This is a genomic window from Sedimenticola selenatireducens DSM 17993 (genome assembly GCF_000428045.1).
GTDB classification, from domain to species: domain Bacteria; phylum Pseudomonadota; class Gammaproteobacteria; order Chromatiales; family Chromatiaceae; genus Sedimenticola; species Sedimenticola selenatireducens.
In genome coordinates, this window is the sequence record NZ_ATZE01000013.1 from 24,495 (window position 1) to 37,825 (window position 13,331).

Consider the following 13,331-nt stretch of genomic DNA (forward strand, 5'->3'; position numbering starts at 1 on the left):
GCAACCGTTCTCTGTACCAACGGCACCGTTCCAAGCCCAACGTGCGCTTTCAGTTCGAGAATTTTCATGATTTTTCATGCGCTTGCGTCCAAATTTTGAGTGTTGGCCCGGTTTATGCTTAGGACTATCCAAAACCATGAATTGATTGTGGCTTTGATTCAACAGGAGAAGACGCAAACCTTGTGCCGGTTTCTTGCCCACCGAGGCTCACCGCGTGCGTATCGACCCGGGAATCATGCATCGAACTGCTCCGCAGGACGGAAGGCTGCAGCATGAACAAGGCAAGGTCAGCCGGCCGGCACAGATCATCCGTGATATTGCTTATGGATTTACGAGGATTTCGAAGAAGATGCAGGAAAAATATCAGAAGTTACTGACATGTCGCATGTTTGATCACCATCAACAAAGTACGCCAACAGTGAATGCACTGTTACCTACCCGGACGCAATCGAGTGAGGAAAGTCATGAACAGTCCCGCTGACGGCACCAGCCGCCGTAGATTCCTGCAGTTCTCCCTGGGCGCGCTCGCGAGCGCGGCCGCGCCCTCCAGCCTGTGGGCCTTCTCCAAGATCCAGCCGATCGAGGATCCGCTCAAGGACTACCCCTATCGCGACTGGGAAGACCTGTATCGCAACGAGTGGACTTGGGACTCGGTCGGCGTCATGACGCACTCCAACGGCTGCGTGGCCGGCTGTGCCTGGAACGTTTTCGTGAAGAACGGCATCCCGATGCGCGAGGAGCAGATCAGCGCCTATCCGCAACTGCCCGGCATTCCCGACATGAACCCGCGCGGCTGTCAGAAAGGCGCGGTGTACTGTTCCTGGTCCAAGCAGCCGGACCACCTCAAGTGGCCGCTGAAGCGGGTAGGCGAGCGCGGTGCGCGCCAGTGGAAGCGTGTCTCCTGGGACGAGGCGCTGACCGAGATCGCCGACAAGATCATCGACACGACGGTGAATCGTGGGCCGGGCAACATTTACATGCCGAAGCGGCCTTTCGCTGTCATCAGCAACACGGCTTACACGCGGATGGCGAAGCTCCTGGGCGCCATCAGTCCCGACGTCTCCTCGATGACGGGCGACCTGTACCCCGGCATCCAGACGGTACGGGTGCCCGCGCGGACGGTGTCGACCTTCGACGACTGGTTTACTTCGGACCTCATCCTGATGTGGCACAAGAATCCGATCGTCACGCGGATTCCGGATGCCCACTTCCTGATGGAGGCACGCTACAACGGCGCACGGCTGGTGAACATCTCGGCCGACTACAACCCTTCGTCCATCCATTCAGATCTCTTCGTGCCGGTGGCCTCCGGCACCGATGCCCATTTGGCAGCGGCGATCGTCAACGTGCTGATCGCCGGCAAGCACTACAAGGCAGATTACCTCAAGGAACAGACGGACCTTCCCTTCCTGGTGCGCACCGACAACGGCAAGTTCCTGCGCGAGAAGGACTTCAATGCGGAGGGCAGCGACGAGATCTTCTACGTCTGGGACACGAAGACCGGCAAGGTGGCCCCCGCACCGGGCAGCATGGGATCCAAGGACAAGACCCTCAGCCTGGGCGCCGTTGATCCCGCGCTCGAGGGCACGTTCAAGGCCGGTGACATCGAAATCACGACGGTGTTCGAGCGCCTGAAGAAGGAGATCGCCCCCTACACGCCAGAATCCACCCAGGCGACCACCGGCGTGCATCCCTCGGTGGTGCGTCAGCTGGCCGGCTGGATCGCCGAGTGCAAGGCCCTGCGCATCCTCGACGGCTACAACAACCAGAAGCACATGGACGGCTTCCAGTGCGGGCGCCTGAAGATCCTCATCCTGACGCTCATTGGCCACCACGGCACCACGGGTTCGATCGATACCACCTACGAGGGCTGGAAGCTTGAAGGTGGCAAGGCGCTGGGCACCGTTGAAGGGCGTCCCGGACGCAGCGTCTCCGCGGTGCTGGCGCAATGGGTGTGGGGCGAGCAGTACAAGCGCTCGAAAGCCTACTACGACGATGAGCAACTGCGTGCCGAACTGGGCTTCGGCGTCGATGACATGGAGGCGATGCGTCTCGAGTCGGAGGCCAAGGGCTGGATGCCCAAGTGGCAATCGATCAAGAACCCGGTGGTCAGCATCACCGGCGGCATCAACATGTTCGCCACGTCCAACGGCTACGAGCAGCTCAGGGACAATTTCCTCAAGCGCTGCGAGCTCAACGTGGTGGTGGACTTCCGCCTCAATTCCGGCGCGATGTACGCCGACATCGTCCTGCCGGCGGCGGGAAACACCGAGAAGCTCGACATTCGCGAAACCTCGGTCACCCGCTTCATCCACGCCTTCGGTCAGCCGGTGAAGCCGATGTACGAGCGCAAGACCGACTGGCAGATCCTTGTGGCGCTTGCGGCCAAGCTCCAGGAGCGGGCCAAGGCACGCGGCATCGGACGGGTCGAGGACCCGGAGATCAAGAGCTTCATCGACTTCGACAAGATCTACGACGAATTCACGATGGACGGCAAGGTGGCCAGCGACGAGCAAGCGGTGCGCTTCGTCATGGAAAGCTCCAAGGCTTTGGGGCCGGGCACCTACGAAGAAGCGATGACGAAAGGCTTCGTCGCGGTCGGCCCTTCGGCGGGCAAGACGGCTCCCGTCCCGAAGGACAAGCCGTACCGTCCCTTCACGGTGAACGTCACCGACAAGAAGCCCTACGGCACGCTCACCGGCCGTCTGCAGTTCTATGTCGACCACGACTGGTTCCAGCGCCTCGACGCGACTGTGCCCAAGCCACAGTACCGGGGCGGTGTGCTGGGGCCCAAGAAGTATCCCTTCGTACGCAACTCGCCGCATACCCGGTGGGGCATCCACTCCTTCGCGCGAACCGAGCAATGGATGTTGCGTCACCAGCGCGGCGAGCCGGACGTGCGCATGAACCCCAAAGCGATGGCCGCCAAGGGAATCAAGGATGGCGACATGGTCCGCATCTTCAACTCGTCGGGCGAGTTCTTCGCCATGGCGAAGGCCATGCCGGCGCTGCCCGAGAACATGCTCTTTACCGAACATGGCTGGGAGCAGTACCAGTACAAGAACATGACCCACTACAACAGCGTGAGTTCGGAGCTCATCAACCCGCTGGAACTCGTGGGCGGCTACGGCCACATCAAATTCACGTCCGGGGCGTTCAACCCTAACCGGATCTTCTACGAAACGACGGTCGACGTCGAGAAAGCCTGAGGAACCAGATCATGAGTCAGAGACAGTTGGCCTACGTATTCGACCTGAACAAGTGCCTCGGCTGCCACACCTGCACCATGGCTTGCAAGCAGTTGTGGACCAATCGCGACGGCCGCGAGTACATGTACTGGAACAATGTGGAGACCCGCCCCGGCAAGGGCTATCCGAAGAACTGGGAGCAGAAGGGCGGTGGCTTCGATAACGATGGCAATCTCAAGACCAACGGCATCATCCCGATCATGGCCGACTACGGCGGGCGCGTCGGGGACTTCAACCTTCACGAAGTCCTGCTCGAAGGGAAGGCCGACCAGGTAGTGCCCCATGAGAAAGCGACCTGGGGTCCGAACTGGGACGAGGACGAGGGCGCGGGCGACTTCCCGAACAACCATTCCTTCTACCTGCCGCGCATCTGCAATCACTGTTCCAATCCGGCCTGTCTGGCGGCCTGTCCGACCAAGGCGATCTACAAGCGTCCGGAGGACGGCCTGGTGGTGGTGGATCAGACGCGCTGCAAGGGCTACCGCTACTGCGTCAAGGCCTGCCCCTACGGCAAGATGTACTTCAACCTGCAGAAGGGGCGTTCGGAGAAGTGCATCGGCTGCTACCCGCGCGTCGAAAAGGGCGAGGCGCCAGCGTGCGTCAAGCAGTGCTCGGGGCGGATCCGCTTCTGGGGCTACCGCGACGACCAGGACGGGCCGGTCTACAAGCTGGTGGACAAGTGGAAGATCGCGCTGCCGCTGCATGCCGAGTACGGCACCGAACCGAACGTGTTCTATGTGCCGCCCATGAATGTCACGCCGCCGCCCTTCGAGGAAGACGGCCGGCTCTCCGACAAGCCGCGTATCCCCATCGAGGACCTGGAAGCGCTGTTCGGACCACGCACGAAGGAGGCGCTGGCGATCCTCGGTCGCGAGATGCAGAAGCGCCGACAGGCTCAGCCCTCGGAGCTGACCGACATCCTCATCGGATTCACCAACAAGGACAGGTACGGAATATGAACGCGCTGATCTACAACCCCGAAGCGCTTGCCGGCGGTTATCTGGCGATGGCTCAGATCTTCTCCTACCCGGACGCAGAACGTTGGCACCGGCTGACCGAGACCGGCCTGGTGGATCCTGCACTTCCCCGGGAAGAGCTGGAGGCGGAATACATCGCGGCATTCGAGACCGGGGTCGGCAAGGCGCCCCTGTCGCTGTACGAAGGGCAGAATCGCCCGGACCTCGGACGCGACGGCATCCTTCAGGAACTGCTCCGCTACTACGAGTACTTCGACGCCCACCTCAACCAGGACGACCGGGAGTATCCCGACCATCTGGTCACGGAACTGGAGTTTCTGGCCTGGCTGTGCCTGCAGGAACACGCCGCCCTGCGCGACGGGCGCGACGCCGAACCGTTCCGCCGTGCGGCGCGGGATTTCCTCGAACGGCATCTGGCGGCATGGCTGCCTGAATTCCGCCGCCGCCTCGAAGCGACCGATAGCGCCTACGCGCAGTTCGGCCCTGCCCTGGGCGAACTGGTGGAGACCCACCGCAGCCGGCTCGGCGAGCAAGCACCGAAACTGGGAGAAATGCAATGAGAACATCCAGCATGATGAAGCGAATGGCGGCGATGAGCCTCGCCGCCGCTGCCGGATTGACGGCGGGGGCGGCAGCCGCGGCGGACGCTGCGCCCGAAGCGCAGCGCACCATCCAGGTCCTGTCGGTGAAAGGAGGAGATGCAGCCTCACCCAAGGCCGCAGTCTGGAAGAAGGCGCAGACAACCCAGGTCGCTCTGCAAACGGCCTTCCCTGGTCATGCCTCAATCGTCGGGACGGCCGTCACGCAACAGTTGACCGCTCAGGCAGTAAGGGCGGGCGACCGGCTGTTCGTCAAGCTGGCGTGGAATGATGTCACGGCCAATACCGCGATCAAGGATACCGATCAATTCGTCGACGGCGCCGCGGTGCAGTTTCCGGTCAACGGCGAAGTCAGCACGCTGCCTTTCATGGGCGATGCCGAGCATGCCGTCAATGTATGGCACTGGCGGGCCGATGGTCGCACGCAGAACCTGATCGCCAAGGGTTTCGGCACTGCAACCCCGGTGCCGAGTGAAGGCTTGCGGAGTGCGTCGGTGCGTACCCGTGACGGTTGGGAAGTGGTCATCAGTCGGCCGCTGCAGGTCAAGGCCGAGGAAGGCGCGACCCTGCAGGGGCGCAGCACCATGCCGATCGCGTTCGCCGCTTGGGACGGCGAGAACCAGGAACGGGACGGCCTCAAGGCCGTGACCATGGAGTGGTGGCAGCTGCGCTTCTGAGACCCGGACGCCGGGCTGCCCCTCGTCCGTGCCCCGCCTCCGTGGGGGCGGGGCACGGACGAGGACGTCCCGGCGATGGTCAGGTTCATCTTCTCGTTCGAGTGACCGCCGGGCGGCGTTGCAGCCTTCCAGCAGCGCCGACAGCCGGTTTCCCGTTGGAGTTTCCATGCAGTGCGTTCTGACTAGAGCCCCGATATGCCCGTCGTGCCCGACGGGCGGCGGCACGCGGACCGACCCCGCCTTGGCTGGCACGCCGCTGTTCCGCGATCTGGCCGCGGGCACCCTGGCCGTGCTTTCGCAGCGGGCGCGGGTGCGCCACCTCGCCAAGGGCGAATATCTGCGCCCCCAAGGCGCGGCGCTGGAGGAGCTCCTCGTCGTCGTGCGCGGGACGATGCTGCTCACCGTGCCGCTCGCCAGCGGCGCGCCCAAGGTCGTGGGGATCATGGCGAAGGGCGAGGTGTTCGGCGCCCTCGACCTCTTCGGCCCGGTCCCGGGCATGCTCGCCGCGGTGGCCGAGCGCGAGGCGTGCATCCTCTGCATCCCCAAGGCGGCGGTGCTCGCCGCGCTGGGCTCAGACCACCGTTTCGCCGTCGGCCTGGTGGAAGTGCTGTCGGAGCACATCCACTGCCTCGCACGCGACATCCGCACCGCCTGCACGCGCGGTGCCGTCGAGCGCATCGCCGCCTGGCTGCTCGACCGGGCGGAGCTGCGCGCGGGGCGGGAGGTGGTCGCGCTGCCCGCCTCCAAGACCGTGGTGGCGCGCCTGCTCGGCATGACCGCGGAGAGCTTCTCGCGCGCGCTGCGCCGCCTCAAGGACGCGGGCGTGATCGAGGTGGTCCGCCACACCATCACCATCACCGACCCTGGCCGCCTCGCCGCGCTCGCCGGACAGGACGGATACCCGCCATGGCTGAACTGATCGACGGCTGCAGACGGCGGATCGACTACCTGCGTCTGTCGGTGACCGACCGCTGCGATTTGCGCTGCACCTACTGCATGCCGCCGGAGTTCGACGACTACGAGCCGCCGGCCGATTGGCTCAGCTTCGACGAGCTCGACAGGGTGGCGCGGATCTTCGTCGCGCTCGGCGTGTCGCGCATCCGCCTCACCGGCGGCGAACCGCTATTGCGGGGGCGCATCGCCGAGTTGGCGCAGCGCCTCAAGAGCCACGCGGGGCTCCGTGACCTCGCCCTCAGCACCAACGGCACGCAGCTCGCGCGTTGGGCGCGAAATTGCGCGAAGCGGGCGTAGACCGGCTCAACATCAGCCTGGATACCCTTTCGCGCGATCGCTTTGCCCACATCACCCGGCGCGACGCGCTGGAGGAGGTACTCGACGGCCTCGAGGCGGCCCGCGCCGCCGGGTTCGCGCTGACCAAGATCAACATGGTGTGGCTGCCAGAGATCAATGGCGATGAGGTGGACGCCATGATTCACTACTGCCGCACGCGCGGCTTCATTTTGCGCCTGATCGAGAACATGCCGATGGGGCACACCGCGCAGCAACTTGGATCGAGTGAACTTTCGCCGCTGATCGCCCGGCTCCGGCACGATCACGGCCTTATGGATCACATCCTTCCCGGTGGCGGCCCCGCCCGCTACCTCGCGACCCCTGATCGCAGTTTCTCCATTGGCTTCATCACGCCCCTGTCGCAGCACTTCTGCGACACCTGCAACCGGGTGAGGGTCACGGTCGATGGCGCGCTGCACCTGTGCCTGGGCGATGAGCATCGGGTGGATCTGGCGCGCCTGATGCGCGCGGGGCATAACGATGTGCAAATCGCCGCGGAGATCCGCGCCGCCTTGCGCCGCAAGCCGCGCCGACACGAGTTCCGCGAGGCGCCGGAAAAGATCGTGCGCTTCATGTCGAGCACCGGCGGCTGAACTTCCTGGCCGCGCCTCGGGGCAGCGCCGCAGGGGGGGCTGATTGACCCTACGAAACCACACGCAGCATGGCGCGAAAGCGGACCGCGCCGGGCACGTTTTCGGCGTGCAGGTCGCCACCATGGAAGCGCGCAATCATGCGCGCCATGAACAGGCCCGGGCGGGGTGTTTCTCCGCCGTTGCCCATGCTGCCCGAGGCCATTCGAACAGTCGACCCAGCGGCGGGGCGGGAATCGGCGGCATCTGGTTGTGACGTCTAAGCTTGCTTCTACCGGCCCCCTGGAAGGCCAACTCGGTGACGATGGGTGTACCGGGGCGAAGTCCACCGCGTTCTCCACCAGCTTGTCGAGCATCTGCGCCGCCAGGTCCGGTGCGCCGCGCACCCACTCCGGTCAGTTCGAAGCGTTCCGGCGTGGTGGTGGTCAGGCTCTGCTCCAGGCGTGTGGCTTCAGATATGCGCACGAGGTTGCGGGTGAGCCACACCAGCCCGCCTCGGCCCGCTCGATGTAGGTGCGCGCCACATCCGGCAGCGGCTCCATTTACAGGTTTTCCAGGAACGAGTGCTCCGCCGAGAAGCTGCACGACAGGTTGCCAACATGGTCGCCGGCGGTGGAGCCCGTGGCCAGGTGATGGATGCGGCACGACAGTCGCGAGGCAAAGCCCAGCACCAGCCGCGCGGCAAGCAGGACGCCGGCTAGGGTCAACAGGGCAGAAATACAAATCGGAATTGTCATTATGCCGTCGCCAACGACACTCGTTGCAACCTTGATGAAAGTCATCCATTCATTCATCATCAAATGCGCACGCAATGGATTTGGAATGAGAACCAGGCTTCATACGAGGCCCGGCCTTTGCTTTGCGAGGGTAATGGCATGAACATGCGTCATCTCCGTTGCTTTGTCGCCGTGGCCGAGGAGCTGCATTTCGGCCGGGCGGCGCGGCGCCTACATATGGAGCAGTCGCCTTTGTCCCGCACGATCCGCAAGCTGGAGGAGGACCTGGGGACGACCTTGCTGGTGCGGACTCCGCGCGGTGTGCGCCTCACCTCCTCCGGTCAGGTCCTGCTGGAGGATGCTCGGCGCCTGCTGCGGGTTTGCGATCAGGTTCGCCGCAGAACCCGGGCGGCTTCCGAAGGCCAGCAGCCGAGCTTGCGCGTGGCCCTGGCTGATGGGGTTGCCCCGATGCGGCTGTCGGCCCTGCTTGCCCTGTGCCGCAGCGAGGCACCGGAAGTTGGCATCCGCCTGTTCGAGGTGCCCCTGTCGCATCTCCTGGCTGGCCTACGGGACGATCTCTACGACGTCGGCTTGGCCGTGGCCGATGGCAACGAACCGGACATCGTGAGCCTGCCGGTTTGGCGAGACCCGTTGGTTGTCGCACTGCCGACGCGCCACCCTCTTCTGGCCTACCAAAGGATTCCGCTCGAGGAGGTGATGAACCATCCGCTGGTCCTGTGCCACCCCCAGGTTTGTGAAGGTTGCGGCCGGCGTTTGGAGGAACTGCTGCGCATGGTCGAGACGCGGCCAGCGGTGGCCGACTATGTAACGACCCATGACTTGATGGTGGCGCTGGTGGCGGCTGGTTACGGCATCGGATTTTCAAGTGCTGCACATCTGGGGCCTTGCCGACGCAGCGATGTGGTCGTCCGGCCCCTTGCTTGCCCCATGGCCCTGCTCACGACATATCTGCTCCACCCGGCGCAGAAGGCCGAGGAGCGGCTGTCCGGTTTCATCGAGCGTGCCAGCCGTGTCGGGGAGCTTCCCATAGAGGCGGCCTCCCTGCCGTAGGCTGATCAGCAGATGCGTCGATGCAATTTGGGTCTTGCCCGGGACCGGTCTCGGCCTTGCTCGATGGTTGGGCATGGTCGTTCTGGACGACGGGGCGAGGCTGGACGCGCCCGACCACGCCAATGGCATGTGTGACATCTACAAGAGGATCAGTTGCATGAAATGAATGAATCCCGGATGTTGTCTTCAGGGCCTGGGTCGAGTTCCTGAATGCCCTTTTCGCCAGGTTTCCTGCATCGACAATGGAGGCCGTGTCGATTGCGGTAAGGAGCCATCCATGGCGAGGGCAAGCCAGCCACCGGTAGCGGCGAGGACGTATTACCGGCCGATCGAGGCGGCGATTCGCTGGTGCGGCCTGCTGCGCTTCGAGACGCGGATTCTGTCCGCATTGGCCGGCCGCCCCCTGCCAGACGAGGGCGAATTCCGACGCTGGCCGACACTGCGCTTGAACGCAGAACGCATTCTGGATGCCCTGGCCCACGACGAACTGCCACGGCGTATCGCGGGCCGGGCCGACGCTCTGCAGACGATCGCGCTGGACGATCCCGCGCTGGTCGTCCGGCATGTGGATCTGCGGGTGTGGATGGCGCGCTACTACCCGGGTGAAAAGCCCAACTTCCTCTTCGATGAGATCGAACGAGCGTTGCATCCGGCCCTGACCCAGGAATCGCTCGGCTTCCTGTTGGCCGAGCGGGAAGCCATCCGTGCAAGGCTCGACGATCTGTTGCTGGCCCACGATGCACTGCACTCGGAGCACGCCGCCCTGATCCAGGCCCACGCGAGCTGCCAGGCCAAGGTGGAAAACGACAATCCGCCAGGCCCGCGCGCCGAATCGACCTACCTGAACATCATCGGGGGTCTCCTGTCCCTGCTGCTGGGCAAGTCGCCTAGCGGGGCACCGTATTCCTCGTTTCGCAATATCGAGTCGGTGATCAGCGCCATGCTGGCGCACCATGAAAACCTGCCGGGTATCAGTGAGCGAACCCTGTGGAGCAAGCTGGCGCAGGCCCGGCGCCAACTGCAAGGCATGGGCTGACGGCCGACGGATACTGCAATTGCCGGTCGTCCCTCTGCAATTGCAGTGCCTTCCGGCACCTGCATCGATGGAATGCGAGGCACTTTCCCGATTGCGCCATGCAGCGTCAAGGAGTGCTCATTATGTCTTCGCAGACCACCGCCACGGCAGCACCGACCGAACACCGCATCCTGCGCCGCGCGGAGGTCGAGGCCAAGACCGGTTTCAAGCGCGCGCACATCTACAGCCTGATGAAGGAAGGCAAGTTCCCCAAGGCGCTGCGCCTGGGCGTGCGCGCGGTGGGCTGGGACTCGGTGGAGATCGAACAGTGGATCGCCGATCGCCTCAAAGAACGCGCCTGACGCTTCTTCTCGGTTCATGCCATTCGACGAGGAGAAGCCCATGCAGGTGGTGTCCATCATTTCGACCAAGGGCGGCGTGGGCAAGACCACGACGGCCGCCAACCTGGGCGGCTTCATCGCCGATGCCGGGCTGCGCGTGCTGCTGCTGGACCTGGACGTGCAGCCCACGCTGTCGAGCTACTTCACGCTGGACGTGCGCGCGCCCGGCGGCATCTACGAGATGCTGGCCTTCAACGAGCGGCGCATCGAGCAACTGGTGTCGCGCACCGCGATCGCGGGCCTGGACCTGGTGCTCTCCAACGACGACCGCGGCGAACTGAACACGCTGCTGCTGCACGCACCGGATGGGCGCCTGCGACTGCGCCATTTGCTCCCCGTCTTCCGCACGCACTATGACTTGCTGTTGATCGACACCCAGGGCGCGCGCAGCGTGCTGCTGGAGATGGCAGTGCTGGCGTCCGACCTGGCGCTGTCGCCGGTGACGCCGGAGATTCTGGCCGCGCGCGAACTGCGCCGCGGCACACTGCAACTGATCGAGGACATCGCACCGTATAGGCACCTGGGCATCGAGCCGCCGCCGCTGCGCCTGCTCATCAACCGTGTGCATCCGGTGTCGTCGAACGCGCGGCTGGTCCAGCAGGCGCTGCGACAGGTGTTCCAGGAACAGGCCGGCGTGCAGGTGCTGGACACCGACGTGCCGGCCATCGAAGCCTATCCGCGCGCTGCGACACGAGGACTGCCGGTACATCGGGTGGAGTACCGGCAGCCGACTGGGCGCACGGCGCCCGCGGCGCTGGACACCATGCGCATGCTGGCCGGCGAGCTGTTCCCCGCGTGGCGGGAGCGCTTCGCGCTGGTCACCGGCCGGGCCGATGCGGGAGGGGCCGGCCATGGCGAGCGCGCATGAACTGGCGCGCGGCCGTGAACGGCTGCGCGCGCTGATCGAGTTCGCGCTGGGCGAAGGCTGGCGCGTGGTGCGCACGGCCGGCGGGCACCTGAAATTCACGAAACAAGGCTGCGCGTCGATCTACACCAGCTCGACTGCGAGCGACCACCGTGCCGACCGCAATGCCCGCGCGCAACTTCGCCGCGCCGACCGGCAGGCGCAGGAGAACGGCCGTGGCTGAGCTGACGCCGCAGGACATGGCTGCCAAGCTGCTGGCCACCGGCTTCGAGCGCAGCGGCCCTTCGGCCGCGACCTTGAGCGACCCCATCGCCGACACACCGATGGTGGTGACGCTGGACCAGCTGCGGCCCTACGACCACGACCCGCGCGTGACGCGCAACCCGGCCTATGCGGAGATCAAGGCGTCCATCCGCGGACGCGGGCTGGATGCGCCCCCCGCGATCACGCGCAGGCCGGGCGAGGCGCACTACATCATTCGCAACGGCGGCAACACGCGGCTGGCCATCCTGCGCGAGTTGTGGAGCGAGACCAAGGAGGAACGCTTCTTCCGCATTGCGTGCCTGTTCCGCCCGTGGCCGGCGCGCGGCGAAATCGTGGCGCTGACCGGGCATCTGGCCGAGAACGAGTTGCGCGGCGGGCTGACCTTCATCGAGCGGGCGTTGGGCATCGAGAAGGCGCGCGAGTTCTACGAGCAGGAAAGCGGCCAGGCGCTGTCGCAGAGCGAACTCGCGCGGCGGCTGACTGCCGACGGCTATCCGGTGCCGCAGTCACACATCAGCCGCATGAACGATGCGGTGCGCTATCTGCTGCCGGCGATCCCGACGCTGCTCTACGGCGGGTTGGGCCGGCATCAGGTGGACCGGCTCGCGGTGCTTCGCAAGGCGTGCGAGCGCACCTGGGAGCGGCGTGCGCTGAGCCGCACCGTGGCCGTGGACTTCGCCACCTTGTTTCAGGACGTGCTGACGCAGTTCGACACACAGCCGGACGACTTCTCGCCGCAGCGGGTGCAGGACGAGCTGGTGGGCCAGATGGCCGAGCTGCTGGAAGCGGACTACGACACGCTGGCGCTGGAGATCAACGACAGCGAAAGCCGCCAGCGTGCGCTGACCAGCGAACCGGTGTCGCCGACGCCACCGGCAGCGCCTGTCGTGCCTGCTGCTCCTCCTCCGCCGGTTTCCGCGCCTCGGCAGCCACCCGCCTCGTCTGTCCCGCGCGACGCCACGCCGGTCGCGCCTCCGGCGCCAGCAGCGACACCGCCTGCATCGCCCGAAGCACCGGAGGACCAGCACGGGCAACGCGACGAGCGCCTGCAAGGGCACATCGTGACACCGGCACCGACCACCGAGCGCCTGCAGTCCATCCAGCGAATGGTCGCGGACCAGCTCGGCGACAAGCTGCCCGACTTCGAGGCCGATGCGCTGCGTGCGATCCCCGTGCAGGCCGGTGGGCTCTATCCCATCTCGGATGTCTGGTACATCGAGCCGGGGCTGGACGTGCCGGATCGCCTGCGCGTGCACATCGCGCAGTTCGCGCGCGAGATCGCCGGGGAAGCGGCGGTAGCCGACCACATCGAGGCCAGCGACGGAGGCATCGGCTTCGTCTGCGTGGCGCCGGCCTCGGGCCAGGCGAAGGCGCTGCCGGCGTTCGCGCGGGCGGTGCTGACCCTGCTGCATGCGCTGAGTGCGGCTCCGCCCTCCGCGAACGGATTGGACCGCGCGCGACTGGCCGACGAGCTGGCGGCGCTGCTACATGGCCACGGCGGCTCGGCCACACGCCTGAGCGATGCTGCGCTGGTGAAGCTGTTCCGTCTGCTGCGCCTGGCGCGCCGGCTGCTGGACCTGGAAGCCGGCGTAGCGGGCCAGGAATCCTGAGCGCAGGA

At 65.3% G+C, this 13,331-nt stretch carries 13 protein-coding genes and 1 pseudogene; 12 read left to right on the top strand and 2 right to left on the bottom strand.

The genetic code is table 11. From position 1 onward, the window contains the following. Positions 1 to 464: 464 nt before the first annotated feature. From clrA to moaA, 6 genes and pseudogenes are all read left to right on the top strand, one after another. On the top strand, positions 465 to 3,209 hold the full coding sequence (gene clrA / locus A3GO_RS0111785) for a chlorate reductase subunit alpha (protein WP_029133571.1): 2,745 nt from the start codon (positions 465 to 467) through the stop codon (positions 3,207 to 3,209). 11 nt (positions 3,210 to 3,220) lie between these two features. Further along, positions 3,221 to 4,207 (top strand): chlorate reductase subunit beta, encoded by a 987-nt coding sequence (gene clrB / locus A3GO_RS0111790; protein ID WP_029133572.1) that lies wholly within the window; start codon positions 3,221 to 3,223, stop codon positions 4,205 to 4,207. Further along, complete coding sequence (gene clrD, locus A3GO_RS0111795) at positions 4,204 to 4,785, top strand: chlorate reductase assembly chaperone protein ClrD (protein WP_029133573.1); 582 nt, start codon at positions 4,204 to 4,206, stop codon at positions 4,783 to 4,785. Before clrB ends, clrD begins: the two co-directional genes overlap by 4 nt. Beyond that, positions 4,782 to 5,501: a chlorate reductase subunit gamma gene (gene clrC / locus A3GO_RS0111800; RefSeq protein ID WP_029133574.1), complete on the top strand. Its 720-nt coding sequence runs from the start codon at positions 4,782 to 4,784 to the stop codon at positions 5,499 to 5,501. Before clrD ends, clrC begins: the two co-directional genes overlap by 4 nt. A 166-nt stretch (positions 5,502 to 5,667) precedes the next feature. Then, positions 5,668 to 6,420, top strand: a complete 753-nt coding sequence (locus A3GO_RS0111805) for a Crp/Fnr family transcriptional regulator (RefSeq protein ID WP_084610034.1) — start codon at positions 5,668 to 5,670, stop codon at positions 6,418 to 6,420. Continuing rightward, positions 6,408 to 7,384 (top strand): annotated as a pseudogene (gene moaA / locus A3GO_RS23720) (GTP 3',8-cyclase MoaA). The gene A3GO_RS0111805 and the pseudogene moaA overlap by 13 nt, the downstream one beginning before the upstream one ends. 135 nt (positions 7,385 to 7,519) lie before the next feature. Here moaA and A3GO_RS26135 read toward each other — a convergent pair. Next, positions 7,520 to 7,846, bottom strand: coding sequence for a hypothetical protein (locus tag A3GO_RS26135; protein ID WP_157606799.1), 327 nt, complete (start codon positions 7,844 to 7,846; stop codon positions 7,520 to 7,522). 77 nt (positions 7,847 to 7,923) lie between these two features. Beyond that, the gene (locus A3GO_RS0111825; RefSeq protein ID WP_157606800.1) at positions 7,924 to 8,118 is read right to left on the bottom strand and encodes a hypothetical protein; all 195 of its coding nucleotides are present in this window, start codon (positions 8,116 to 8,118) and stop codon (positions 7,924 to 7,926) included. 138 nt (positions 8,119 to 8,256) lie between these two features. Here A3GO_RS0111825 and A3GO_RS0111830 point away from each other — a divergent pair, with 138 nt between their 5' ends. The 6 genes from A3GO_RS0111830 (at position 8,257) to A3GO_RS0111860 (ending at position 13,323) form a co-directional block, all read left to right on the top strand. Further along, entirely contained in the window at positions 8,257 to 9,168 is a 912-nt protein-coding gene (locus tag A3GO_RS0111830) for a LysR family transcriptional regulator (RefSeq protein ID WP_029133577.1), read from the top strand. Between the two features lie 277 nt (positions 9,169 to 9,445). After that, on the top strand, positions 9,446 to 10,204 hold the full coding sequence (locus A3GO_RS0111840; RefSeq protein WP_029133578.1) for a hypothetical protein: 759 nt from the start codon (positions 9,446 to 9,448) through the stop codon (positions 10,202 to 10,204). Between the two features lie 122 nt (positions 10,205 to 10,326). Further along, positions 10,327 to 10,545, top strand: coding sequence for an AlpA family transcriptional regulator (locus tag A3GO_RS0111845; RefSeq protein ID WP_016446183.1), 219 nt, complete (start codon positions 10,327 to 10,329; stop codon positions 10,543 to 10,545). A 40-nt stretch (positions 10,546 to 10,585) separates the two neighbouring features. After that, positions 10,586 to 11,452, top strand: a complete 867-nt coding sequence (locus A3GO_RS0111850) for a ParA family protein (protein WP_029133579.1) — start codon at positions 10,586 to 10,588, stop codon at positions 11,450 to 11,452. Next, on the top strand, positions 11,436 to 11,672 hold the full coding sequence (locus tag A3GO_RS0111855; RefSeq protein WP_029133580.1) for a hypothetical protein: 237 nt from the start codon (positions 11,436 to 11,438) through the stop codon (positions 11,670 to 11,672). Before A3GO_RS0111850 ends, A3GO_RS0111855 begins: the two co-directional genes overlap by 17 nt. Then, the gene (locus tag A3GO_RS0111860) at positions 11,665 to 13,323 is read left to right on the top strand and encodes a ParB family protein (RefSeq protein ID WP_029133581.1); all 1,659 of its coding nucleotides are present in this window, start codon (positions 11,665 to 11,667) and stop codon (positions 13,321 to 13,323) included. The genes A3GO_RS0111855 and A3GO_RS0111860 overlap by 8 nt, the downstream gene beginning before the upstream one ends. Positions 13,324 to 13,331 lie beyond the last annotated feature (8 nt).

What these genes read in the sequence shown, in the direction of transcription:
- clrA (WP_029133571.1), top strand. Translation starts at nt 465, where the DNA reads ATGAACAGTCCCGCTGACGGCACCAGCCGCCGTAGATTCCTGCAGTTC.
- clrB (WP_029133572.1), top strand. Translation starts at nt 3,221, where the DNA reads ATGAGTCAGAGACAGTTGGCCTACGTATTCGACCTGAACAAGTGCCTC.
- clrD (WP_029133573.1), top strand. Translation starts at nt 4,204, where the DNA reads ATGAACGCGCTGATCTACAACCCCGAAGCGCTTGCCGGCGGTTATCTG.
- clrC (WP_029133574.1), top strand. Translation starts at nt 4,782, where the DNA reads ATGAGAACATCCAGCATGATGAAGCGAATGGCGGCGATGAGCCTCGCC.
- A3GO_RS0111805 (WP_084610034.1), top strand. Translation starts at nt 5,668, where the DNA reads ATGCAGTGCGTTCTGACTAGAGCCCCGATATGCCCGTCGTGCCCGACG.
- A3GO_RS0111825 (WP_157606800.1), bottom strand. Translation starts at nt 8,118, where the DNA reads ATGACAATTCCGATTTGTATTTCTGCCCTGTTGACCCTAGCCGGCGTC.
- A3GO_RS0111830 (WP_029133577.1), top strand. Translation starts at nt 8,257, where the DNA reads ATGAACATGCGTCATCTCCGTTGCTTTGTCGCCGTGGCCGAGGAGCTG.
- A3GO_RS0111840 (WP_029133578.1), top strand. Translation starts at nt 9,446, where the DNA reads ATGGCGAGGGCAAGCCAGCCACCGGTAGCGGCGAGGACGTATTACCGG.
- A3GO_RS0111845 (WP_016446183.1), top strand. Translation starts at nt 10,327, where the DNA reads ATGTCTTCGCAGACCACCGCCACGGCAGCACCGACCGAACACCGCATC.
- A3GO_RS0111850 (WP_029133579.1), top strand. Translation starts at nt 10,586, where the DNA reads ATGCAGGTGGTGTCCATCATTTCGACCAAGGGCGGCGTGGGCAAGACC.
- A3GO_RS0111855 (WP_029133580.1), top strand. Translation starts at nt 11,436, where the DNA reads ATGGCGAGCGCGCATGAACTGGCGCGCGGCCGTGAACGGCTGCGCGCG.